This window comes from Nonomuraea sp. NPDC050227, from assembly GCF_044459705.1.
Classification (GTDB): Bacteria; Actinomycetota; Actinomycetes; order Streptosporangiales; family Streptosporangiaceae; genus Nonomuraea.
Map to the genome: position 1 here is coordinate 145,264 of NZ_JBITJF010000018.1, position 23,042 is coordinate 168,305.

Consider the following 23,042-nt stretch of genomic DNA (forward strand, 5'->3'; position numbering starts at 1 on the left):
TTGGGGCTACGCGAGCCCGCCGCCGTCGACGACGAGAGCGGAACCGGTGATGTAACTGGCGGCGTCGCTCGCCAGGAAGAGGACGGCCTGGGCGATCTCCTCGGGGCTGCCCGAGCGGCCCATCGGCCGGTCGGCGGCGTCGGCCTCGAAGGCGGCCCAGTCCTCGTTGAGCTGACGGGCCTCGTCCCGCAGCATCGGGGTGTTCGTGTCGCCGGGGTTGACGGAGTTCACCCGGATCCCGGCCTTGGCGTGGTCGATCGCCAGCGCCCTGGTCATGTTGACGACGGCCGCCTTGGAGGCGCAGTAGGAGATCGCGTTCCCGCCGCCCTTGAGGCCCCAGCCGGAGCCCGTGTTGACGATCGAGCCGCCCTCGCTCATGAGCGGGATGGCGTGCTTGCACATCAGGAACACCGAGCGCACGTTGACCGCCATCACGCGGTCCCACTCGTCGGCGTCGAGGTCGAGCGCGGTGGTGCGGCGGATGATACCCGCGTTGTTGAACAGGACGTGCAGACCGCCGTAGGTGTCCACGGCCGTGCGGGTGATGCGCCGGCAGTCCTCCTCCGCGGACACGTCCCCCTGGACGGCCACCGCAGCCGCCCCCGTCCGCGTGATCTCCTTGGCCGTCGCCTCGGCCCCGGCGCCGTCGATGTCGGCGACGACGACCTGGGCGCCCGCCTCGGCGAAGAGCAACGCCGTCGCCCGGCCGATGCCGGAGGCACCGCCGGTGACGATCGCGACCTTGCCATCGAGCCTGTTCATCCGTAGAACTCCTCACTTGCCGCACAAATGCGATAAATCGTGCTTTCGCGGTACCCGGTGATCACCCGTACGTGCCCGGCCAGCTTCCGGTCCAGTTCCTGGTCCCCGCTGTCGGCCAGCAGCGGCCGTCCGCCGAGCCCGGCCAGCTTCTGCTGGGTGGCCAGCACGACCAGCCGGTCGCCGGACCCGTCACCGAGCACCTCGTCGAGCACCCGCGGCGAGACCTGCTGGTTGCCGCGGCCGAGCACGAAGCCCTGTCCGCCGATCACCGACAGCACGATGACCGTCTCCCGGCCGCGTACCAGCTCGAACAGCTCCCCCTCGGTCACGTCGGCGGCCACCAGGTCGGCGCCACCGCCCGCGCGGGCCTCGACCACGTCCACGCCGAGCAGCGTGGTGGCGAGCCCGAGCTCCCTGCCCACGGCCGCCGTGGTGGCGCCGGGACCGAGCACGTAGCGCGCCCCCGGCCGCAGCCGGGCCGCGACCTCCCGGGCGATGCCCTCGACCGTGGCCGGAGCCGCGTCCGAGGAGCCCGCCTTGCGTCCCGACAGGGCCGCGCGACCTGCCGGGACGCGCAGGCTACCGTAGAGCCGGGGGCTGACGAGCCCGCGGCGGTAGCGCTCCTCGTCCAGGTCGACCACCTCGGCCTCGACGCTGTCCGGCCGGGCCAGGAAGTCGGCGGCCACGAACCCGGCGGTGGCCGGGCTGAGCGCGAAGCACCCCGAGTACACCTTGACCCCGGCCGGGATCCCGAGCACGGGCGGCGCCTGGCCGCCCAGCTCCCGCACGGCGTCGAGCACGTCGCGCGCCGTGCCGTCGCCGCCGGCGAACAGCAGCAGGTCCACGCCGGCGAGCGCGGCGACGGCCGCCCGGGTGTCCGCGGCTGTGCTCACGTCGTCGTCCTGGACGCCGGAGGGCGCCAGCTCGTACGGGACCGCGGCGGCGCGGGCGCTGTCCTCGCCCATCGCCCCCGCCACGGTCACCAGCCGGGCCCCGGGACGGCGGGCGAGCAGCGTGGCGACGGCCTGCGCGGCCCGCCGCCCGGCCCTGGGCTCGGCGCCCTTGGCCAGGGCCGCGCGCTGCACGTCGGCGCCGTCGCTGCCCTTGAGCCCCACGGACCCGCCCAGCCCGGCGACCGGGTTGACGACCAGCCCGATCACGCCGTTCCCTCCGGACGTCATGGCTCAGCCGCCCGCGGCCAGGTGCTTGCGCACGTACGCCCGCCAGGTCGGCGCCCACTGCTTGGGGTCGTCGAGTGGCGTCGGGTCGATCTTGTGGATCGTCTGGTTGTACGGCGCGCCCTTGACGAACTCCGGATCCCGCCGCGCCTCCGAGGCGACGTGCTCCAGGATCGCCGCGTACTCGTCCAGGTCCTCCCGCGAGTACGACTCCGTCGGCTCCAGCGTGAACGGCTCCGGCACCAGGTACGGGTGGTGGCTGGTCCAGTAGTGGACGCCGAAGTCGGCGGCGCGCACCCCGATCTCCTCCGAGTGCACCCCCGTCTCCTCCGACAGCTCCTGCCAGGAGTAGCGGACCTGCTCGATCCGGCGCTGGTTCCACGGCGCCGAGGCCCCGGGGATCTGCAGCACCTTGTGCATCAGGTAGTTGTTGTTCAGCGCCGATGTCTCGGCCACCTCGCGCAGCCCCTTCGCGCCCAGGGTCATGATCCAGGCGTAGGCGCGCACGATGTTCGGGGTGACGCCGAGGAACGGCCGGATCTTGCCGACGCTCTGCGCGGGCGTCTCCAGCCCGTAGGAGTCGCCGTCGAAGGAGACGACCGGGCCGGGCAGGAACGGCTCCAGCTCCGACGAGACGCCGCACGCGCCGGCCGCCGGGCCGCCGCAGGCGTGCGGCGTGGAGAACGTCTTGTGCAGGTTGAAGTGGCACAGGTCGAACCCGGCGTCGCGGGCCCTGGTGATGCCGAGGATGCCGTTGGCGTTGGCCTGGTCGTAGCAGGCCAGGCCGCCGACCTCGTGCACCAGGTCCACGAACTCCTTGATCCGGGAGTTGTAGATGCCGGTGTCCTCGGGGTTGGTGATCATCAGGGCGGCCGTGCGCGGGCCGACGGCGGCGCGCAGGGCCTCGATGTCGGGCAGGCCGTTGGCGTCCGGCATGAGGGTGATGACCTCGTACCCGGCGACCTTGGCGCAGGCCGCGTTCGAGGGGTGCGAGAACATCGTGGTGATGACCTGGTCCCGGTGGCCCTCGCCGCGGGCGGCGTGGTAGGCCCTGATCATGGCGATGTTGGCGTAGATCGCCGCCGAGCCCGAGCCGGGCTGGAGCGACACCCGCGACATGCCGGAGATCTCGGCCAGCATGCGCTCCAGCCGCCAGTAGACCTCCAGCACGCCCTGCACGGTGTCCTCGTGCTGCAGCGGGTGCAGCTCGGCGATCGCGTTGGCGAACTGGTCGTTGACCTTCGGGCTGTACTTCATCGTGCAGGTGCCCTGGCCGATGTCGATGTTGAGGTCGACGCCCAGGTTCTCCTGCGACAGCCGCAGGTAGTGCCGCACCACGTGCGGCTGCGACATCTCGGGCAGCTTCGGCGGGGTGGCCCGCCCGACGCCCTCGGGCAGCTCGACCTTCGGCGCGCCCGGCTCGGGCACGGCGATGCCGCGGCGGCCGGGGCTGGACAGCTCGAAGATGATCGGCTCGTCCCAGCGTGCCTGGTGGAAGCGGCGCAGCGGCGGCTTGGGCGCCACCGGCAGTTCCGCGAAGGACTCGGCTCCGTGCCCGCTCATGCCTGCACAACCTCCTGTACGGCTGCCGCGAGCCGGTCGATGTCGTCGATGGTGTGGCGTTCGGTCACGCAGACCAGCACCGTGCGCTCGTCCAGCGGGACGCCGCCGTAGATGCCGCGCTCGCGCAGCCCGGCGAGCAGCGCCGCGGAGTCGGCCACCTCGATCGCGAACTCGCGGAAGTGCACCGAGCCCGCGTGCCGGACGGTGACCGACCGGCCCAGGGCGTCCATCGCGTACCGGGTGCGGGCCAGGACGGTCTCGCCGAGCTCCTTCATGCCCTGCGGGCCCATGAGCGCGAGGTAGACCCCGGCCGTGATGCCCCACAGGGCCGCGGCCGTGCCCACCCATTCCTTGCCCTCTTCGCGCAGGGCGAAGGAGGTGCGGTCGTAGAAGACGTCGCCGAAGCCGTACTCGCCGGGGACCTTCGTCGGCGCGATGCCGAACAGGCGCGAGGGGAACTCGGCGACCAGCGGCTCGTGGTCCTGGGTGGCGATGTAGCCGGCGTGGCCGCCGCCGTAGTTCTGGTGGATGCCGAGCGACTGGATGTCGCCGCAGACGATGTCGGCGCCGTAGGAGGCGGGCGGGGCCAGCACGCCCAGGGAGATGGGGTCGGCGCTGACGACCAGCAGCGCGCCGGCGGCGTGCGCGTGGTCGGCCAGCTCCCGGCCACGGGTCTCGACGACGCCGTAGACGTTCGGGGTCTCCAGGTACAGGGCGGCGTAGGAGTCGTCCAGCGCGACCTCGCCGATCTGCCCGTCCTCGGCCACCGGGGCGAGCTCGATGGTGATGTCGGGGGCCAGGAAGTCACGCAGCTTGCTCAGCTTGTCGGCGCCGATCGCCCCGGTGACCAGCACCTTCGACCGCTTGGTGTAGCGGCAGGCCATGCGCAGCGCGGTGCCCGAGGCCTGGAAGCCGTCGTAGGTGGGGACGTTGACGACGTCCATCTCCAGCAGCTCGCCCATCATGCTGACGTACTCGAACAGGGCCTGGAAGCGGCCGTGGTCCTCGTACGGCTCGCCCGCGTACGCGGTCAGGAACTCGCTCCTGGAGTTGACCTCGTCGCAGACGGCGGGCACGTGGTGCGGGTAGCAGCCGTGGCCGAGGAAGCTGAGCGCCTCCTCGGTGTCGGTGTTCCGGGCGAACAGCCCCCTCATGTGGCGCACCAGGTCACGCTCGGCGGTGAACGGCGCCGGCAGGTCGAGGGGCCGGTCGAGCCGCAGCTCCGCGGGGATGTCGGCGTAGAACTCGTCGACGCTCGACGCGCCGACCGCCGCGAGCATCTCGGCTCGTACGCCCGGCTCGGCGTTGGGTATGTACGGGTGCGTCACTTGTCTCCTTCGATCCTGAGCACGACGGCGTCGCGCGGGGCCAGCTCGATGCCGCCCCGCAGTTCGGCCCCGGTGAGCAGGTCCGTCCCCGGGTGCGGGAGCGTGACCGGCTGCGGGGCGGTGGTGTGGTTGAGGAGGAACAGGTGGCCGCCCCTCCTGACGGCCTCCACGCCCTGCGGCACGTCGATGCGGTCGATGCCGTCCAGCAGCGGCTCCAGCACCGGCGTCACGTCGTCGAGCAGGCAGCCGACGTAGGTGGCCGTGCCCTTGCGGGTGACGGCGGGCAGTCCGTCCAGGTCGCCGCCCTCGAACAGGGCGACGGGCTCGGCGCCCTCCAGCCTGATCCACTCGGCCCAGGTGCGGGCCTCGCCGAGGCCGGTGCGCTGGACGTCCCCGTCGGCGAGCGGCCAGAACTCCTCCACGGCGATGCCGAGCAGGTCGCCCAGCGGGCCGGGCGCGCCGCCCTCGTGCACCTGGTCGCTCTCGTCCACGACGCCGCTGAACGGGCCCACGACGAGCCTGCCCTGGTACGCCTCCAGCGCCTTGGCCTGCTCGGCGGTGCACATGTACAGGTTCGGGGCGATGACCAGCTCGTACGGCGACAGGTCCCGGCCGGGCGGCACCAGGTCGACCGCGATGCCCCTGGCGTGCAGCGGGGCGTACCAGGCGAGCAGCAGCTCCTTGAGCCTGAGCCGGTTGGACGGCATGGACTCGGGGGCCTCCAGGGCCCACCAGCTCGGCCAGTCGAGCACGAGCGCGACCTGGGCGCGGGTGTCACTGCCCGCGACCTCCGACAACCGCCGCAGGTCGGCGCCGAGCGCCAGGGTGTCCCGCCAGCCACGGGTACGCGTCCCGCCGTGCGGCAGCATCGCCGAGTGGAACTTCTCGGGGCCGTACTTGGCCTGCCGCCACTGGAAGAACATCACGCCGTCGGAGCCGTGGGCGAGCGCCTGGAGGCTGTGCAGGCGCATCATGCCGGGCGGCTTGGGGACGTTCACCTCGCGCCAGGACACCGCGGACGGCGCGGACTCCAGCAGCAGCCAGGGCCCCTGCCGCAGTGAGCGCATGAGGTCGTAGCTGAGCGCCACCTGCACGTGCGAGGTCGGGTCGGCCGGGTCGGGGTAGGCGTCGTCGCTCACCAGGTCCTCGGCCGCGGCCCACTTCCAGTAGTCGAGGCCGTGCAGGATGCTCATGAAGTTCGTGGTGACCGGGACGTCCGGCGTGATCGCGCGCAGCGCCGCCTTCTCGGCCAGGAACAGCTCCAGGAGGGCGTCGCTGCAGAAGCGCCGCCAGTCGAGCAGCTGGGCGGGGTTGACCGGGCCCGGGGCCGTCCTGGGCGGCTCGACCTGGCCGAAGGACGTGTAGTGCTGACCCCAGCAGGAGGTGCCCCAGGCGGCGTTGAGGCCGCCGACGGTCGCGTACCGCTCTTCCAGCCAGCGGCGGAAGTGGGCGGCGGACTCGGGGCAGAAGCACTCCAGCGTGTGGTCGGCGTACTCGTTGCCGATGTGCCACATGGCCAGCGCCGGGTGGTCGCCGTAGCGCTCGGCCATCGCGGTGGCCATCCGTACGGCGTGCTCGCGGTAGACCGGCGAGCTCGGGCAGTAGCCCTGCCGGGAGCCGAACTCCAGCCGCACGCCGTCGGCGTTGACCGGCAGCATCTCGGGGTGCTCGCGCACCAGCCACGGCGGCGGCGTCGCGGTCGCGGTGGCCAGGTCGGCGGCGATGCCGTGCTCGTGCAGCAGGTCGATGACCCGGTCGAGCCACCCGAAGTCGTAGACCCCGCGCTCGGGCTCCAGGCGCGACCAGGAGAACACCGCGACGGTCGCCATGTTGACCCCGGCCTCGGCCATGAGCCGCGCGTCCTCGGCCCACACCTCCTCCGGCCACTGCTCGGGGTTGTAGTCTCCGCCGAACAGCAGCCCCGGTATCCGGGTCAGCCCCACTCGAACTCCTCGATCATGCAATGTAATATTTTGTATGCCGAATTCATAGTGCAGTATTTTGCATCACGTCAAGGGTTAAGATTCGGTTGTCCTGAACGAGAGGGAGTCCCCCATGCCGATCGAGCGGCGACCGTTGCGCGAGCAGATCAGGGAAGAGCTGCTGAGCCGGCTCGACCGGGGCGACTTCGCCGCCGGCACCGACATCAACGAGGCCTCCCTCGCCGCCGACCTGGGCGTCAGCCGCACTCCCCTGCGCGAGGCGCTGATCACGCTGGCGGGCGAGGGCGTGCTGGAGAGCAACCAGGGGCGCGGTTTCCGCTTCGCCCCGGTGAGCCGGCGCGAGTTCCGCGAGCTGTGCGAGATCGTGGCCGCCCTGGAGTCGCTGGCCCTCGACTGCTCCGACCCGGCCCACCTGCGCTCGATCGCCCCCGACCTGCTCAAGCTGGCCCAGGACTTCCCCGACAACGTGGCCGAGCAGCAGGTCATCGAGCGCCACGACGACGAGTGGCACGACCTGCTGCTGAGCGGCTGCCGCAACGAGCGCCTGCTCGACCTCATCACCAGCGTCAAGGCCGGCATGCGCCGCTACGCGCACCTGATCGCCGGCGACGACGCGCCCCTGGAGCGCGAGGCCGCCGAGCACCGCCGCATCGCCGAGTTCCTGCTGGCCGACGAGCCGGCCAAGGCCGTCCAGGCGCTGCGCGACAATTGGATCAACGGCATGGAACGGATGATGTCCCGCATCCCGTGACGCGATGGAATAGTTGAAATCTCAACTTGGTTGCATGGGGCAGATCCCGCTGGAAGGAGCGCGACATGCCCGCCGTAACCGTTGAGAACCCGCTCACCCTCCCCCGCGTGCCCGCGCCCGTGGCGGGGGTCCCCGAGCGGAAGGTGCTCGCCGTCGAGACCGCGCCCAGCGGGTTCGAGGGCGAGGGCTTCCCCGTACGCCGCGCCCTGGCGGCGATCAAGCTCGAATACCTCGACCCGTTCGTGATGATGGACCAGATGGGCGAGATCGACTACGCCGCCGGCGAGCCCAAGGGCACGCCCTGGCATCCGCACCGCGGCTTCGAGACCGTCACGTACATGATCGACGGCGTCATGGAGCACCTCGACTCCAACGGCGGCGGCGGCACGATCAGCAACGGCGACACCCAGTGGATGACGGCCGCCTCCGGCATCCTGCACAAGGAGGCGCCGCCGGAGTGGCTCGTGCAGAAGGGCGGGCTGTTCCACGGCATCCAGCTCTGGGTCAACCTGCCGGGCGCCAAGAAGATGATCGCGCCGAAGTACCAGGACATCGGGCGGTCCAGCGTCGCGCTGCTGAGCAGCCACGACGGCGGCGCGCTGGTCCGGCTGATCGCCGGTGAGCTGGCCGGGAACACCGGTCCGGGCAGCACGCAGACGCCGATCACGCTGCTGCACGCCACCATCACCCCGGGCGCGCGGCTGACCCTGCCCTGGCGCAAGGACTACAACGCCCTGGTGTACGCCCTCTCCGGCCGGGGCACGGTCGGCGCCGAGCGGCGTCCGCTGAACAGCGGGCAGCTCGCGGTCTTCGACGGCTTCGGCAACCGGCCGGGCCTGACCACCCTGGGCGAGACCATCACGATCGAGGCCAAGGACACCCTCGACGTGATCGTGCTGGGCGGCGAGCCGATCGGTGAGCCGGTGGCCCACCACGGCCCGTTCGTCATGAACACCCGCGCCGAGCTGGTCCAGGCGTTCGAGGACTTCCAGGCGGGCCGCCTCGGCACGATCCCGGCCGAGCACGCCCACTCCTGACCGTCCTGCCGCGAAGGCCCGTGCGTTCCGCACGGGCCTTCGCTTTTTCTGGTAGACATTCATTGTGAAGGACGTACATAAATTTGACCAGGAGCCGGACGGCTCCCTCTTCGACCCACGGGCCAGGGCGGCCATGAGCGAGTTCGCCGGCGGCGGCGACACCGCGGCCTTCGAGGCGGCCGCCGCCGTGCGGACGGCGTACCAGGCGGTCGAGCGCATGCGCGCACACGGCAGCGAGGGCCGCGGGCTCAGCTCGGGCGCGATGGACGTCCTGCTGCGCCTCGGCGCGGCGGGCGCCGGCGCCGGCATCAGCATCGGCGACCTGGCCCAGGCCGCCGGGGTCAGCTCGCGCAACGTGACCGGCCTGGTGGACACCCTGGAGCGCGACGGCCTGGCGCGGCGGGTCCAGGACAGCCGCGACCGGCGCTCGGTGCTGGCCGTGATCACCGACGAGGGCCGGGCGTGGATCGAGGCGTTCCGCACGCCGTCGCAGCTGGCGATGCGGGCGATGTTCCAGGGCTTCTCGGCCGCGGACCTGACCGCGCTGCGGCACCTGTGCCTGCGGCTGGCCGACAACGAGCAGCGGCTCGCGGCACACCTGGAGGGGCGATGACGGGCACCCGTGAGGTGGTCAGGGCCTACCACGAGGCCAGGCTCCGCGGCGACGTGCCGGCCGCGGCGGCGTTGATCGGCGAGGGCTTCTCGTTCAGGAGCCCGTTCGTCTCCTCCTCCGACGCCGCCGGTCACCTGGCCGGCATCGAGGCCCTGGTGAGCGTGGTGACCGGGGTCGACCTGATCAGCGAGCTGTACGGCGAGTCGGAGGCGACCCTCGTCTACGACCTGCACACCGCCACGCCGGCCGGCACGCAGCGCACGGCCGAGCACTTCAAGCTCGGCCCCGACGGGCGGATCCGGACCATCATGCTGATCTTCGACGCCGCGCCCTGGCAGCCGATGGCGGCGGCGATCAGGTGAGCGGCAGGGCGGCGGCGGTCTGACGCCAGATCCTGCCGTCCCTGACGACCAGCGTCCCGAACGTGGTGACCCGGTTCCCGCCCACGGTCATGACCGCGTTGTAGAAGATCACGTCGTCCTCGACGCGCAGCGACGTGATCTCCTCCACCCGCGGCCCGGCCGCCAGGTAGCCGGTGAACAACTCGCGGATCTCCGCGGCGCCCCTGGCCGCCCGGTCGAACCGGACCACCACCGCCTCGTCGTGATACTGGGCGAGCAGCGCCGCCAGGTCGCCGTCGGCGATGGCGGCGAGCTGGCGGTCGAACACTTCCTGGGTCACTTCCTGGGTCACGGTGTGCCTTCCGGGGAGGGGCGCAGCAGGTCGTAGCCCACCTGCGCGGCGCCGTACAACAGCAGGAGCGGGAGCGCCGCCGCGACGGGCAGCGCCGAGGAGGCGAGGGCGAGCACGCCGGCGGCCAGCCGGACGGCACCCGCCCGGCGGTCGGCCGAGCACAGGTGCTGAAGGCCGAGCACGGCGAAGACCACGGCGGCCGGCACCCCGACGGCCCAGCTCGCCCCCGACGGGTGCATGATCGCGTGCTCGATCCCGATGCCGAACGCCACCAGGCCCATCGACAGCGGCAGGTGCGAGTACACCCACACCTGCCCGGCCAGCTTGGTGCGCAGCACGACGGACTCGTCGACGTGGTCGAAGTACAGCCACCAGAAGGCCATCGCGATGGCCACCCCGGCCAGCGCGACCAGCAGCACGGACGGGGTGACCTCGTGCCCCTTGAGCCCGGTGACCACGGCGGCGACCACCTCGCCGAGCACGATCACGACGAACAGCCCGAACCGCTCCGGCAGGTGCTCGCTCTGCGGCGGGAGCCGGCTCTGGTGGCCGCGGCTGAGCAGCGGGGTGGCCAGGTCGATCACCAGCGCCACGGCCCACAAGGCGTACCGCTGCGGCGGATCGACGGCGAGGGAGGCCACCCAGATGACCGCGGCGACGCTGAACCCGGCCGCGTACCGCACGGTGAGCGGCCTGGCCTCGGGGACGTGCCGGCCGGCTCTGAGGTAGGCGACGACCAGCAGGATCCGGGCCGCGGCGTAGGAGATCGCGAACAGGGCCGAACGTTGCTCGATGTCGCTGACGCTGGCCGCCATCGTGGCCACCGCGAGGATCTGCGGCAGCGCGAGCAGGCGGTGGCTGACGTCGTCGGTGTCGAAGCGGTTGGCGTAGAAGACGTAACCCGCCCAGGACCACCAGACCGGCACGAACAGGCCGACGAAGGTGAGGACGCGACCGGCGTCGGCCCCGCCGGCGAGCACGTCGGCCAGCTCGGCGACCGCGACGACGAAGACGAGGTCGTAGAGTAGCTCCAGCCAGGTGGCCCGGCGGTGCACCTGCTCGAACAACCGTAAACGGGGCGGCTGCCACTGGCGGCTAGTCAACGCGGGACCTCCACAATATGTAATTGTGTAATTATGCACGCCTTTCGGCTAGTGCAGCGTCAGGCAGGCCACCCGAGGGCCCGCCTCGCCCGCGTGGGCGCCGCTCTTCTTCGTGGCCTTGGCGTGGATGACCAGCGACTTCGGCAGGGCGGCGGGGTCGAGACTCCAGGGATGGCGGGCCGTCGAACGGCCCGCGCCCGACCCGTCGGTGGTGACGTCGAGCCAGATCTCGCTGGCCGGGTCGGCGTGGCCGGGGTTGTGCTGGTAATGGCCGCCCGCGGCGTCGGGGTCGGCGCCGCAGGGCGCGGTGTGCAGGTGGGCGCCGTAGTGGTGGCGGGGCAGGAAGCCCTCCACGACCAGCGAGGTGCGGGTCTCGCCGCCGGTGGACTCGGCCGTGAGGCTGGCCTGCGCGCCCTCGGGGGCCAGGCGGCGGTCGTAGGCGATCGCCGCGGTGTCGCCGGAGGTGAACTCACCGCCGCCGCTCAGCTCCGGCACGCCCGGCGGGCTCGGCTTGGTGACCTCCTGGAGCGGCGCCGGCGGCCCGGCGCAGGCGGCGGCCGTGAACAGGACGAGCAGAAGTGCGGGCACGCGCATGAGGGACCCCCCGGATGTCTGGCGGAAGGCCCTCACTCTAATGAGTAGCCGTACGGCTACACGTCGTGTTCGGCGAAACTCACTTCAGCGCCCCCGAGCTGAGCCCGGACTGGATCTGCCGCTGGAAGATGATGTAGACCACCATCACCGGCAGGATCGTCATGCTGAGCGCGGCGAACAGGCCCGGCCAGTCCGCCTCGTAGCCGGCCCTGGTGGAGATCCTGGCGATGCCGAGCGTGAGCGGCCACTTGTCCGGCGCGCCGCCCATGAGCGCCAGGGGCAGCAGGTACTGGTTCCATTGCCCCAGCACGTTGAAGATCGTGATGCTGACCAGGCCGGGCTTGGCCATCGGCACCATGATCTGGAAGAACGTCCTGGTGTGCGAGGCGCCGTCGATCAGCGCCGCCTCGGCGACCGCCTCGGGCAGGGTGCGGAAGAACGCGGCCAGGAAGAAGATCGTGAAGGGCAGCGAGTACGCGATGTAGACGATGATCAGGCCGATGTGCGAGTCGAGCAGCCCGAACTGCTTGACGACGAAGAACAGCGGCCCGAGCGCCAGGAAGATGGGGAAGGCGAGCCCGGCGACGAAGTAGTAGTAGATCAGCTTGCCGCCGAGGAACTTGTAGCGGGCCAGCACGTACGCCGCCATCGAGCCGAACAACATCGTGCCCGCCGTGCCGAAGAACACGACGATGACCGTGTTGAGCATGTACTGCCCGACGTGCGCCTTGTCCCAGGCCCGGCCCCAGGCGTCCAGCCGCAGCGCCCCGGGGAGCTGGAGCGGGTCGCCGAAGATCTCGGTGTTGCTCTTGAACGAGGCCAGGAACGTCCACAACAGCGGCAGGATGATCAGCAGGGCCCAGACGGCCAGGGCGACATGGGAGAGCCCGCTCAGCACGCCGGGCCGCGGCCTGCCCGCTCCACGCGTAGCCATCAGAGCTCAACCCTTTCACGCCTGGTCGTGCGGAGCGTCAGCACGGCGAACGTCACGGTCAGGAAGAACAGCACCACGCCCATCGCCGAGGCGTAGCCGACCTTGTGGTAGTCGAAGGCGGTCTTGTAGATGGTGATGGGCAGGATGGTGGTGGCCCCGTCGGGCTCGCCCCGGTCGCCCGCCAGCACCTGGATCAGCGCGAAGCCGTCGAAGGCGGCGATCCCCAGGTAGATCCAGCCGACCTGGAGGGTGTCGCGCAGCAGCGGCAGCGTGATGGAGAAGAACAACCGCACCCGGCCGGCCCCGTCGATCGAGGCGGCCTCGAAGTAGTCCTTGGGGATGGCGGCCATGCCCGCGGAGAACAGCACCACGTAGAAGCCGACCGCCTGCCAGACCATCACCGCGATGATCGACCAGAGCGCGAGGCCCGGCTCGGTGAGCCAGCCGATCGGCTCGGACAGCCCGAGCCTGGCCAGCGTGCCGTTGATCACGCCGTCCTCGTCGGGACGGTAGATGGCCTGGAACAGCACGCCGACCACGGCCACGGCGAGAACCTGGGGGAAGAAGAACACCACCCGGTAGAAATTCGACCCCCACACCCCGCGCATTCCCGCGCCGCGGGTGCCGCCGCCGAGATTCAGCAGGAACGACAGGAACAATGCGATGACGATCGTCAGGAGCGGCAGCACCAGCAGGAGAATTCCGTGATTGCGCAGGGCCTGCCAGAAATTGTCGTCCTCGAACAACCGGCCGAAATTGTCCAGCCCCACGTATCGGACGACCGAGCTGACACCGTTCCAGCTCGTCAGCGAGAGCTGGAAAGCCTGCACATATGGGCTGATCACGAAGACCGTGTAAAGCGTGACCGGGACGGCCAGGAACCCGATGACGAATCCGTACTTGCGCAACCGCTCCATGTGCTCAGGCGCTCCGCGTCTGCTTGGTGACGGAGTCGTCCTTCTTGACGTCGTCGGCCTTCTTCTGCATGCGCTCGCAGAACTCGTCGGGGGTGATGCGGCCGGACATCAGGACGTTGGTCTGCTCCCAGCCGTAGTCGAACAGCTCCTTGTACCAGCCCTCGAACCGGGCGTCGGTGATGATGTTCTCGCCGGCCGCCTCCTGCGCCTTGGCTGCGCTGACCAGGCCGGGCGGGAACTCGGAGCTGTCGGCGGCGCCGGTCACCACCGTGAGGTTGTTGGTCTTCTTGGTGAAGCCCGCCGCGCCCTCCTTCGACAACATGATCCGCAGGTACTCCAGGCCGCCCTGCGGGTTCTTGCCCTTCGCCGCGACGACGAAGTTCTCGCCCACGCCGACCTGGATCGCGCCGTAGGGCATCTTGTCGGAGGCGGTGACGTCGGGGATGGGGGCCAGGGCGTACTCGAAGTCGAGCGGGATGTCCTTGGTCATCTCGTTCTCCAGCCAGGAGCCGCACGGGTAGAACAGCACCTTGTTCTGCAGCTGCTTGACCTGGGTCTGGGTGTGGTCGAGGCCCAGGTACGCCTTGTCGCCGTACTTCTGCTGGACGTCCAGCCAGGCGGTGACCGCCTGCTTGACCGCCTCGCTCTTCCAGGCGTTGTCGACGAGGTTGTCGATGTCGATGATGACCTGGTTGCCGCCGATCTTGGCGGCCGTGTAGAGGACGTTCCAGAGCTGGTAGTACGGGCCCTTCTTGCCGGGATAGGCGAAGAGCACGACGCCTTCCTTCTTGGCCGTCTCGCCGAGCGCGGTGAACTCGGCCCAGGTCTTCGGCACGCTCCAGCCCTTGGCGGCGAACAGCTTGGCGTTGTACCACAGCGCCCGGTGGGAGACGGTGTAGTTGAGCACCAGGTCCTTGCCGTCGAGCTTGCCGTTCTGCAGCACGAGGGGCGTGATCGTGTCGCGGACCTTCTTGGACGGGTCGTCGAAGGAGGGCGCGTCGTAGAGCGGGGTCAGGTCGGCCAGGTGGCCCTCGGCGGCCAGCGCGGCCAGGTCGAGCGCCTCGGGGCCGGAGTTGTTGATCACGTCGGGCATGTCGTTGCCGACGATGCGCGGCCGGAGCTGGGTGCCGATCTGCTGGGTGGCGGTGTGCTTGACCGTGACGCCGGCGTGGGCCTTCTTGTACAGCTCTTCGTGCAGGTCCTTGGCGTAGGAGTCGCCGTAGCCGCCGCTGAAGATGACCACTTCGAGCGGCTTCTTGACGTCGACGCCGAAGGGGTTCTTGGGGTCCGCCGACGCCGCGATCGACGTGGCGGGCGCCGCCGAGGGCTGGTCGCCGCCACCGCCGCTGGTCGCGCAGGCGCTCAGCAGGCTCGCGCCGGGCCCGGCCACGAGCGCGGTCAGGCCGATGCGGCGGAGCAGCTGACGCCGAGTGATCTCGCCCGGGTGGGTCATGGGGGCTCCCGAAGAGGATTCAGTTAGGAAAGTTTCCTAAACGTTTGCCCGAACGTACGAACGCCCGCCGACACGCGTCAAGGGGGCGCAATCGAGACGTGACCTTGCCGTGATCCCTTGCCTAGAACGACGTTCTAGAAGCAGGGTGGGTCACATGATTATCGAGTACGCGGACCGGGTGTGGCGCGGCGAGTCTGACGACAGCATCGTGGACACCGGCATGGAGGGCAAGGGCGTCCAGACCGTGACGGAAGGCGTGGGCTGGTGGGCCGGGTTCGGCAACGCCATCGCCTTCGAGACCGAGGGCGAACTGCTGCTCTTCGACACCGGCGGGCCGTGGGCCGCCGGACGCCTGCACGAGGACGTCCGCCGCTGGTCCCGGGCGCCGCTGACCACCGCGTTCTACTCGCACGGGCACATCGACCACGTCTTCGGCACGGGACCGTTCGAGGAGTCGGGCCCTCGGGCCACGGTTTACGCCCATCAGGCGGTGATCGATCGATTCGACCGCTACCTGCTGACAAATGGTTACAACACGGTGATCAACCAGCGGCAGTTCCAGAACACCCGCCTGCGCTGGCCCGCCGACTACCGGCGGCCCGACGTCACCTACACCGACGCGCTGACCGTACGGCGCGGCGGGCTGACCTTCGACCTGCTGCACGCCAAGGGCGAGACCGACGACGCCACCGTCGGCTACGTGCGCGAGCACCGGCTGCTGCTGCCCGGCGACCTGTTCATCTGGGTGACGCCCAACTGCGGCAACCCCCAGAAGGTGCAGCGTTACCCGCGCGAGTGGGTGCACGCGCTGCGCCGGATGGCGGCCCTCGACGCCGAGATCATGCTGCCCAGCCACGGCGCGCCGGTCTTCGGCGCCGACCGCGTGCGGCAGGCGCTGCTGGAGACGGCCGAATGGCTGGAGTCGATCATCACGCAGACGCTCGACCTGCTCAACGCGGGCGCCCGGCTCGACGAGATCGTGCATTCGGTGAAACCTTCCGAGCGCCATTCCGACCGGCCCTATCTGCGGGCCCGCTATGACGAGCCGGAATTCGTCGTACGGAATCTCTGGCGCCTTTACGGCGGCTGGTACGACGGCAATCCGGCCAATCTCAAACCGGCCGCCGAGGCGGTGCTGGCCAAATCCGTGGCGGAACTCGCGGGCGGGCCGCACGCGCTCGCCGACGCGGCGCTCAAAGCCCTTTCCGAGGGCGACGAGCGGCTCGCCGGACATCTCGCGGAAATGGCCGCGCTCGCCGCTCCTGACGACTCGGGAGTACACCGGGTCAGGGCCCAGGTTTTCGCCGCCCGGGCGGCCGGCGAACAGTCATTGATGACGAAGGGCATTTTCACCTGGGCCGCCACGGAATCCTCGGCCCGGGCGGACCGGGGAACCCCGGCACCCCCCGAAGGCGCATAGGCGCCCGCGGGGCCGGTGCCGGGGTTCACGGGCTCAGGGACCGGTCCAGCCCTCCTGTGGCCGGTCGGCCCGCGGAAGGGAGTCCTTGGGGACGTCGGCGGAGGCCACGGCGTCCACCCTGACCGTGTCCGAGGCGACCTTCATCACGCTGTCGACGATCCAGTCGTCCTTGACGTGCTCCGCGGCCACGTCGTAACCGCTGCCGCTGCCGTCGGGGTTCTGCCACATCACCACGTACTCGATCTTGAGGCCGCGGCGCGACAGCTCGGCCCTGGCGTGCGAGACGGGCTTGCCCACGAGCTTGACGCCGGCCACGCCGTCGGCGGCCACACCCACCGTGCTCGGCGCCATCGCGGCATACCGCTCGCCGGGCTCGGCCGGGCGGCCGATCCCGATGACGACCTTGCCCTTGTACCCGGTCGGCATGGAGATCGTGCCGCACCACACCGACGCGCAGTTCTCGACGCCGCGAACGGTCACGCCGGTCCCCGGCGGGAAGTTCCCGGGGGTGGCGGGGCCGAACAGCATGCCCGCGTACTCGGGCGCGACCGGGATCTTCTTCACCGTGGCGTCCAGGCCGACGGCCCTGAACGCCTCGGTGTAGGCCGCCGCCTCCGCCTCGGGGTCGGTGATGACGACGTCGATGTAGTCGTCGCCGGTCTTGACGGTGACGGCGGCGTTGGCGTACTCGGTGACCGGGCCGAAGATCGGCAGCGTGACGGCGAGCACGGCGGCCAGCCCGGCCGCCACCGCCCCCAGCAGGAACATCTTGCGCGGCGCCCTGCGGCGCGGGCGCGCGACGAGCTCGCGCTCCCCGGCAATGATCGGCTCGGAGGTGATCGGCTCGAAGGTGATCGACTTCATGAGCGCCCGCGCCCCCGCGCCGGACGCCTGCCCGGCGGGCACGCCCGCCAGCTCCTCGTCGCGCACCCGGGCGAGATCGGCGATGTTCACAACGGACTCCTTGTCGTGCCCGCTCGCGGGATCTGGGATGTTCACAACGGGCTCCCTTCGAGGGCGACGGCCTGTGTGCGCTCGACCCCGGCCTCGGTCAGGCGGCGGGCGAAGCGCCGGCGGGCCCGGTACAGGCGGACCCGTACGGCGTTGCGGGTGATGCCGAGGGCGGTGGCGATCTGGCCCGTGTCCAGCTTCTCCCAGGCGACCAGGGCGAGCAGCTCCCGGTCGTCGTCGGAGAGCGTCTTGAACGCCCGGGCCAGCGGCGACAGGTCCTCGACGGACGGCCCGGCGACCACGGGCGCGGCGGCCAGTTCCGCCCGTAACGCCTCGGTGCGCCGCTCGTGGCGGCGCTCACCGCGCCGGTGGTTGGCCAGCACCTTCCTGGCCACGCCGTACAGCCAGAGCCGGGCCTCCTCCCCGCTCGGCACCTCCTCGATGCGCCGCCACGCGATCATGAACGTCTCGGCCACCACGTCGGCCGCGTCGTCGGGGTCGGGGCAGCGGCGCAGCGCGTAGCCGAGCAGGGGTCTGTAGGAGAATGCATAGATCTCCTCGAACCGGCTCTCGGGATCGGCTCCCATCCGGTCTCCTTACGTGAGCATCAACAACACTCACCCCATGTCCGGATTTTTGGCAGCATTACAGCTCTTGGCGGGAGGAGTCGGTTTTGACGGTGAATCGCATCGTAGGCGTCGGCGTGCTGCTCACGGACCCGGACGGGCGCGTGCTGCTCGGCGAGCGGGTGAAGGCGGGCGAGCCCCTGTCGTGGTGCCTGCCCGGCGGGGCGGTGGAGCCCGGCGAGACCTTCGAGGCGGCGGCCGTCCGCGAACTGGCCGAGGAGACCGGCATCCGCGACGCCGGACCGCCGGTCGTCACCGGCGTGGCCCTGGACCACCCTGAGGGAGCCGTACGGGTGACGGCGGCGGTCGCCATGCTCCGGGGCGCCGACGCTCCGGCGGTGACCGAGCCGCACGTCTTCCGTTCATGGCAGTGGTTCCCGTACGACGGGCTGCCGTCCCCGCTGTTCCCGGCGACCGCCCTCGTCCTGGCCGTCCCGGCCTCCGGCTCCGGCGACGGGCTCTACAGGATCACGCCGCCGCCCGTCGCCCGGCCGTGATCCCGGCCGTCAGGAGAAGACCTGCTGGAGAGATCGTCCGGCGTTCGCGCGGACGGTCCAGGCCACGAGGTGGTCGACCTCGGTGCAGGCATCGATCCGCTCACGGACGTCGTCCGGCACCTCGATCCCACGCTCGGTCAGCAAGCACGTGAGCACACATTTCATGCCAGCCAGCCGAGCGTGATCCTCGTATTCCTCCTTGTAGTTCTCTCCGTAGCCCTCCTTGTAGCCCGCCATGAACGCCAGCAAGCCGAGCATCCATTCGGGCGCCCAGTCAGCCACCGTGCGGCGCTGCTTGTACGCCTCGCGAACGGAAGGGCGGTACACCGGCCAGTTGATGGACGTCATGGTCTCCTCTCGAACGCCGATTGTCGTGAACGGGGTCGCACCGAGACTGATCCTGTGCCCTCAGCCGGCCTCCGGGTGTCCGGCACGTCGCCACGCCTCGGCACCCCGTCATCCCGAGCACAGTCAAGATCTGCTGCTGAACCAGCAGACAGGACGATCAGAACCTGGACCGGGTGCTCCTGAGTGCCCGGCGCCAAGTGCGTCAGCCGTCCGAATCGTCGAACAGGTCGCGGGCGGACTGAACACTGCTCGCGCGAACGGTCCAGTGCATGAGCAGGTCGACGTCGGTACAGGCGTCGACGCGCGCGCGAACGTCCTCGGGGACATCGATGCCACGCGCGTCCAGCAGATACAGCACGATTCTCCGTGCGGTCTCGTGGCTGCCCTCTGCGTGGCCCACTGCGTGGCCCACTGCGTGGCCCCTGCCGAAGTGTTGGTGGGCGAAGCGGCTGTGGCCCGGCCAGTCGGTGGACGCCATGATCTCCTCCAAGATGAATTTGACCTCGGGTGCGGACATACTGCACGCGTATTCACTGTACTTCGCAGCGTGATCGCCGACGGTTTCCGCCAGCGCCGTCGCGAACGCCTCGATGACCTTCCGCTCACGCCCGTGGATCATGACGGACATGACCGCGAGTTCGAGGTGAGCGGCGGCCTCTTGCGGGTCGGTGATCGCCGGTACGTCGTCCGGGCCCAGCACGTACGCCTGGAGGCGGTAGCCGGTAAGCCCGGTGTCGATCGGCCGGGAGTAGTAGGCGGCGGCTCCCCGGTCCGGACAGACGACCAGGACTGTCACGTCGCAGCGCAGCATCAGCCACTGCGCGGCGGCGTAACGGGCCAGTTGCCGGGGGTCTTTGGACTTGTCCTGCTGGATCTCCACGATGATGGCGTGCGCGGGGCTCTGCGGCGGGCCGAGCACGATGCCGAGGTCCGGCTCGATGTCGTCGGAAGGCCGGGTGTTGAACAGGCGGTCCTCCTGCCGGACCAGCGACGTGGAGGGCAGGTCGACGCCCATCAGGTCACGCAGGATCTCCACCGCCACTTGAGGCCGGTCGGCGAACATCTGTCTGAGAGCGTCATGTCGGGGGGACGGCATGACACTTATTGTCACACGGCGAGCGCGTAGTGTGACCATCCTCGATAGAGGAGCGCTCGTCGCGGGGCTGCGAGCCGGATGCGACGCTACCGGGGGTGGGGAAGCACGCGGCCGAAGGGGCGCCACGGGAGCGCCTGAGAGGCCAGAGAGCCGTTCGCAGCGGGACTCCCAAGGCTCACCTCTGGTGACCCACCATGGGAGCCGAAAGCGCCGTTCGCGGCGGGGTCCTCACACGCCCATCCCGATACCCGGACAACAGGGTGGGTCAAGCCCGTCATAGGTGCCGTTCAGGGTCCGGGCGGGGTCCGGCACGCCCAGCCGGTAACCGGGCAACGGGTGGGCCCAAGGGCGGCGAAGGCGCCGTCCGGGGTGGGGTTCCGCAGGCCCACCCGGTGACCGGGCAAACGGGTGGGCCGTTCGGGTGAGGGTCAGCCGAAGTGGGTGCGGGTTTCGGTGAAGGCTTGGTCGGTGGCTTCCAGGGCGCGGGCCACGTCCTGCTCCGTCAGGGCCGCCGACATGAACCAGTTGTGCCACGGGTGCAGGTACACCCCGTGCCGTAGGCAGGCGTCGCTCCAGTACAGGGCCGTGGACAGGTCGGCGTCGCCGTCGAAGCTGAGCCACGGGATGGTCACCGGGCCGGTCTGGTTCACGACGAAGCCGTGGGACTTGGCCTGGGCGTACAGGCCCTCCCTGAGCTGGGTGCCGGCGCGTTCCATGGCGGCGATGCCGTCCGTGTCGCGCAGGGTCTCGATGGTGGCCTTGGCGGCGGCCATCGCCACGGCCGAGAACCAGAAGGAGCCGGTCGTGTAGAGGGTCTGGGCGGCGCCGCGCAGGGCGTCGGTGCCGGTGACGGCGGCGATCGGGTAGCCGTTGGCCATGGCCTTGGACCAGGCGGTCAGGTCGGGACGCACCCCGTACGGCTCCCACGACCCCCGCAGGTCGATCCGGAACCCCGCCCGCACGTCGTCGATCACCAGGGCCGCCCCGATGCGGTCGGCCAGGGCGCGGGCGCCGCGCGCGAAGGCGGGTTCGACCAGCTCCTGGTCCTCGAAGGAGTCGTGCTTGAAGGGGGTGCAGATGATCGCCGCGACGTCGCCCTCGACGGTGGCGGCGGCGGCCTCCAGGGACTCCAGCGAGTTGTAGGTGAACTCGACCAGGTCGGCGCGCTCGTTCGGGGTGGTGCCGGCGGTCGAGGGCGTGCACCAGGGGTCGGCGCCGTGGTACGCGCCGTGCGCCATCAGCACCTTCGTGCGCCCGGTGGCGGCGCGGGCGACCATGAGCGCCTGGGTGGTGGCGTCGGTGCCGTTCTTGGAGAACATCGCCCAGTCGGCGCTCGGCACGGTGTCGACCAGCAGCTCGGCCAGCTCCACCATGATCGGCCCTGGGCCGTTGAGGCAGTCCCCGAGCGCGAGCTGGCGCGCGGCGGCCTCCTCCACGCGCGGGTGCCGGTGCCCGAGCACGACCGGTCCCCAGCTGCACATGAGGTCGATGTACTCGCGTCCGTCCACGTCCCACTGGCGGCAGCCCTCGCCGCGCTGGAAGAACTGGGGGTAGCCGGGGGCGAAGATGGCCGCGTTGAGGTGCCCGTACATGCCGCCGGGGACGACCTTCAGCGCGCGCTCGCGGAGTTCTGCGTCAGTCATGCGAGAGTCCTCAGGGTGGATTCGAGGTCGGTGAGGCCGGCGTCGGAGCCGAGCCCGGTGGCCACGCGGGCCGCCGCGGCGGTGCCCCAGCGGGCGGCCTCGACGACGTCGCAGCCGTGCAGCAGGCCGGTCAGGAAGCCGGCGCAGTACGCGTCGCCGCACCCGGTCGTGTCGGCGACCTCCGTCTCCAGCGCCGGCACCCGCTCGGGCCCGCCGCCGGAGGTCAGCACGAGGCTGCCGGCCGCGCCGAGGGTGACGAGCACGCCCTTGGGGCCGTCGGCGAGCAGGGTCGCGGCGGCGGTGGCCACGTCGGGGTCGCCGGTCATGAGCAGCGCCTGCGACTCGTTGGGCAGCACGTAGTCCACGTGGGGCAGGAACGCGCGGGCCATCGCCAGCAGGTCGGGCAGCTCCGACAGCAGGTCCATCGTGACGATCGCGCCGGTCGCGCGCACCTCGTCGAGGAGGGCGAAGAAGGCGGGGTCACCCAGGCCGAAGGTGACGTCCATGCCGCCCAGGTGGATCGCCCGGGCGCGGCGCAGGACGTCGGGGTCCAGGTCGGCGAGGGTGACGCCGAGGTTGGCGCCGGGCACGTGGAAGCTGGGCCGGCCGCCGTCGGGGCGGATGGGCAGGATCGAGGCGGCGGTCTGCTCGCCGGCCCTGCGGACCAGGCGGGAGGCGTCCACACCGCGTTTGGTGAGGACGGCCACCAGGAAGTCGCCGAGCTCGTCGTCCCCGATCGCGCCCATGGTGATCACGTCGTTGCCGAGTTTGACCAGGTCCACGGCCGTTCCGGCGGCGGCGCCGGCGGCGGTGAGGCGGATCTGCTCGACGAGTACGGTGTCCTGGCCCTCGGGGATGTGCTCGACGGGCCTGGCGAGGATGTCGACGATGTGCACGCCGACAGTGGCGACGGTCATGGACTAAATAGACAGACGTCCGAATAAAAAGTCAATATGGTGGGAGTCGCCGCGAGAAGAGGGGGATCCCGATGCCGAAGATCGTCGATCACGATGAGCGCAGGGCCGAGGTCCTGTCGGCGGCCCGCAGGGTGATCGTCAGGGACGGCATCGACGCCGCCACCACCAGGGCCATCGCCAAGGAGGCCGGCTACTCCAACGGCGTGCTCGCGCACTACTTCGCCGACAAGGACGAGATCCTGCTCTCGGCGCTGAGCCAGTCGCACCAGCGCATCAGGGAGCGGCTGACGCGCAAGGTCGAGGGCGTCACGGGCCTGGCCGCCCTGCGCGAGCTGCTGCTGGACAACCTGCCGCTGGACGCCGAGCGCACCCAGGAGAGCCGGCTGGAGGTCAGCTTCTGGAGCCGCAGCCTGGCCTCGGACCGGCTGGCGGAGGTCCAGCGGGCCGAGGCCGACGAGCTGCGCGCCGCCGTACGGGAGCTGCTGGGCCAGGCCCGCGCGGCCGGCGAGGTGCGCGCGGACGGCAGCCTCGACGACCTCGCCGAGCACCTGCTCGCCCTGGTCGACGGCCTCAGCCTGCACCTGCTCCTCTACCCGGGCCGGCTCACCCGCGTCGACCTCGAACGGCTCATGCTCCAGGCACTCGACCGCCTCTGAAAAGGCTGGAAGTATTTCG

The 23,042-nt window shown here is 70.7% G+C and carries 24 protein-coding genes; 7 read left to right on the top strand and 17 right to left on the bottom strand.

Going from position 1 to position 23,042, the window contains the following annotated elements:
* Positions 1-6 precede the first annotated feature (6 nt).
* From ACIBK9_RS48730 to ACIBK9_RS48750, 5 genes are read right to left on the bottom strand one after another with little or no spacing between them, the layout of a single operon-like run.
* Positions 7-762 (bottom strand): SDR family NAD(P)-dependent oxidoreductase, encoded by a 756-nt coding sequence (locus ACIBK9_RS48730; RefSeq protein ID WP_397166028.1) that lies wholly within the window; start codon positions 760-762, stop codon positions 7-9.
* Positions 759-1,943 (bottom strand): ATP-NAD kinase family protein, encoded by a 1,185-nt coding sequence (locus ACIBK9_RS48735; protein ID WP_397166030.1) that lies wholly within the window; start codon positions 1,941-1,943, stop codon positions 759-761. The genes ACIBK9_RS48730 and ACIBK9_RS48735 overlap by 4 nt, the downstream gene beginning before the upstream one ends.
* 3 nt (positions 1,944-1,946) lie before the next feature.
* A complete protein-coding gene (gene gcvPB, locus ACIBK9_RS48740; protein WP_397166031.1) occupies positions 1,947-3,503 on the bottom strand; it encodes an aminomethyl-transferring glycine dehydrogenase subunit GcvPB in 1,557 nt (518 codons plus the stop codon).
* Positions 3,500-4,831, bottom strand: a complete 1,332-nt coding sequence (gene gcvPA / locus ACIBK9_RS48745; protein ID WP_397166033.1) for an aminomethyl-transferring glycine dehydrogenase subunit GcvPA — start codon at positions 4,829-4,831, stop codon at positions 3,500-3,502. Before gcvPA ends, gcvPB begins: the two co-directional genes overlap by 4 nt.
* Entirely contained in the window at positions 4,828-6,774 is a 1,947-nt protein-coding gene (locus ACIBK9_RS48750) for a beta-galactosidase (protein WP_397166035.1), read from the bottom strand. The genes gcvPA and ACIBK9_RS48750 overlap by 4 nt, the downstream gene beginning before the upstream one ends.
* Before the next feature lie 112 nt (positions 6,775-6,886).
* Here ACIBK9_RS48750 and ACIBK9_RS48755 point away from each other — a divergent pair, with 112 nt between their 5' ends.
* From ACIBK9_RS48755 to ACIBK9_RS48770, 4 genes are all read left to right on the top strand, one after another.
* Positions 6,887-7,525: a GntR family transcriptional regulator gene (locus ACIBK9_RS48755; RefSeq protein WP_352326109.1), complete on the top strand. Its 639-nt coding sequence runs from the start codon at positions 6,887-6,889 to the stop codon at positions 7,523-7,525.
* Positions 7,526-7,590: 65 nt separating this feature from the next.
* Positions 7,591-8,562: a pirin family protein gene (locus tag ACIBK9_RS48760; RefSeq protein WP_387670764.1), complete on the top strand. Its 972-nt coding sequence runs from the start codon at positions 7,591-7,593 to the stop codon at positions 8,560-8,562.
* A gap of 64 nt (positions 8,563-8,626) precedes the next feature.
* Complete coding sequence (locus ACIBK9_RS48765) at positions 8,627-9,175, top strand: MarR family winged helix-turn-helix transcriptional regulator (protein ID WP_397166037.1); 549 nt, start codon at positions 8,627-8,629, stop codon at positions 9,173-9,175.
* Positions 9,172-9,537, top strand: coding sequence for a hypothetical protein (locus tag ACIBK9_RS48770; RefSeq protein WP_397166038.1), 366 nt, complete (start codon positions 9,172-9,174; stop codon positions 9,535-9,537). The genes ACIBK9_RS48765 and ACIBK9_RS48770 overlap by 4 nt, the downstream gene beginning before the upstream one ends.
* On the opposite strand, the gene ACIBK9_RS48775 is transcribed toward ACIBK9_RS48770, so the two are convergent.
* The 6 genes from ACIBK9_RS48775 to ngcE form a co-directional block, all read right to left on the bottom strand.
* Positions 9,530-9,868: a nuclear transport factor 2 family protein gene (locus ACIBK9_RS48775; protein ID WP_397166040.1), complete on the bottom strand. Its 339-nt coding sequence runs from the start codon at positions 9,866-9,868 to the stop codon at positions 9,530-9,532. The two genes, ACIBK9_RS48770 and ACIBK9_RS48775, sit on opposite strands and share 8 nt — an antisense overlap.
* Positions 9,865-10,971, bottom strand: a complete 1,107-nt coding sequence (locus ACIBK9_RS48780) for a low temperature requirement protein A (RefSeq protein ID WP_397166042.1) — start codon at positions 10,969-10,971, stop codon at positions 9,865-9,867. The genes ACIBK9_RS48775 and ACIBK9_RS48780 overlap by 4 nt, the downstream gene beginning before the upstream one ends.
* 48 nt (positions 10,972-11,019) lie before the next feature.
* Positions 11,020-11,559 (bottom strand): superoxide dismutase family protein, encoded by a 540-nt coding sequence (locus ACIBK9_RS48785; RefSeq protein WP_397166044.1) that lies wholly within the window; start codon positions 11,557-11,559, stop codon positions 11,020-11,022.
* 85 nt (positions 11,560-11,644) lie between these two features.
* Positions 11,645-12,499: a carbohydrate ABC transporter permease gene (locus ACIBK9_RS48790; protein WP_397166045.1), complete on the bottom strand. Its 855-nt coding sequence runs from the start codon at positions 12,497-12,499 to the stop codon at positions 11,645-11,647.
* Complete coding sequence (locus ACIBK9_RS48795) at positions 12,499-13,416, bottom strand: sugar ABC transporter permease (protein WP_352352001.1); 918 nt, start codon at positions 13,414-13,416, stop codon at positions 12,499-12,501. Before ACIBK9_RS48795 ends, ACIBK9_RS48790 begins: the two co-directional genes overlap by 1 nt.
* Positions 13,417-13,420: 4 nt before the next feature.
* A complete protein-coding gene (gene ngcE, locus ACIBK9_RS48800) occupies positions 13,421-14,869 on the bottom strand; it encodes an N-acetylglucosamine/diacetylchitobiose ABC transporter substrate-binding protein (protein WP_358288139.1) in 1,449 nt (482 codons plus the stop codon).
* A gap of 154 nt (positions 14,870-15,023) precedes the next feature.
* Here ngcE and ACIBK9_RS48805 point away from each other — a divergent pair, with 154 nt between their 5' ends.
* Positions 15,024-16,289: an alkyl sulfatase dimerization domain-containing protein gene (locus tag ACIBK9_RS48805; protein ID WP_397166048.1), complete on the top strand. Its 1,266-nt coding sequence runs from the start codon at positions 15,024-15,026 to the stop codon at positions 16,287-16,289.
* A 33-nt stretch (positions 16,290-16,322) separates the two neighbouring features.
* Here ACIBK9_RS48805 and ACIBK9_RS48810 read toward each other — a convergent pair whose 3' ends face one another.
* Both ACIBK9_RS48810 and ACIBK9_RS48815 read right to left on the bottom strand, forming a co-directional pair.
* Positions 16,323-17,288, bottom strand: a complete 966-nt coding sequence (locus ACIBK9_RS48810; protein ID WP_397166049.1) for a hypothetical protein — start codon at positions 17,286-17,288, stop codon at positions 16,323-16,325.
* Positions 17,285-17,827, bottom strand: coding sequence for a sigma-70 family RNA polymerase sigma factor (locus ACIBK9_RS48815; RefSeq protein ID WP_358288148.1), 543 nt, complete (start codon positions 17,825-17,827; stop codon positions 17,285-17,287). The genes ACIBK9_RS48810 and ACIBK9_RS48815 overlap by 4 nt, the downstream gene beginning before the upstream one ends.
* A 92-nt stretch (positions 17,828-17,919) precedes the next feature.
* On the opposite strand from ACIBK9_RS48815, the gene ACIBK9_RS48820 reads away from it, so the two are divergent.
* Complete coding sequence (locus ACIBK9_RS48820; RefSeq protein WP_397166051.1) at positions 17,920-18,363, top strand: NUDIX hydrolase; 444 nt, start codon at positions 17,920-17,922, stop codon at positions 18,361-18,363.
* Positions 18,364-18,372: 9 nt separating this feature from the next.
* Here ACIBK9_RS48820 and ACIBK9_RS48825 read toward each other — a convergent pair whose 3' ends face one another.
* The 4 genes from ACIBK9_RS48825 to ACIBK9_RS48840 all read right to left on the bottom strand — a co-directional run bounded on the left by ACIBK9_RS48825 (position 18,373) and on the right by ACIBK9_RS48840 (position 22,367).
* Entirely contained in the window at positions 18,373-18,711 is a 339-nt protein-coding gene (locus tag ACIBK9_RS48825) for a hypothetical protein (protein WP_397166053.1), read from the bottom strand.
* Positions 18,712-18,913: 202 nt separating this feature from the next.
* Positions 18,914-19,774: a hypothetical protein gene (locus ACIBK9_RS48830; protein WP_397166055.1), complete on the bottom strand. Its 861-nt coding sequence runs from the start codon at positions 19,772-19,774 to the stop codon at positions 18,914-18,916.
* Positions 19,775-20,235: 461 nt separating this feature from the next.
* The gene (locus tag ACIBK9_RS48835) at positions 20,236-21,450 is read right to left on the bottom strand and encodes an aminotransferase class III-fold pyridoxal phosphate-dependent enzyme (RefSeq protein WP_397166057.1); all 1,215 of its coding nucleotides are present in this window, start codon (positions 21,448-21,450) and stop codon (positions 20,236-20,238) included.
* Positions 21,447-22,367 (bottom strand): carbohydrate kinase family protein, encoded by a 921-nt coding sequence (locus ACIBK9_RS48840; RefSeq protein WP_397166058.1) that lies wholly within the window; start codon positions 22,365-22,367, stop codon positions 21,447-21,449. Before ACIBK9_RS48840 ends, ACIBK9_RS48835 begins: the two co-directional genes overlap by 4 nt.
* A 71-nt stretch (positions 22,368-22,438) precedes the next feature.
* Between ACIBK9_RS48840 and ACIBK9_RS48845 the strand changes: the two genes are divergently transcribed.
* Positions 22,439-23,023, top strand: coding sequence for a TetR/AcrR family transcriptional regulator (locus tag ACIBK9_RS48845; RefSeq protein ID WP_357998699.1), 585 nt, complete (start codon positions 22,439-22,441; stop codon positions 23,021-23,023).
* Positions 23,024-23,042 lie beyond the last annotated feature (19 nt).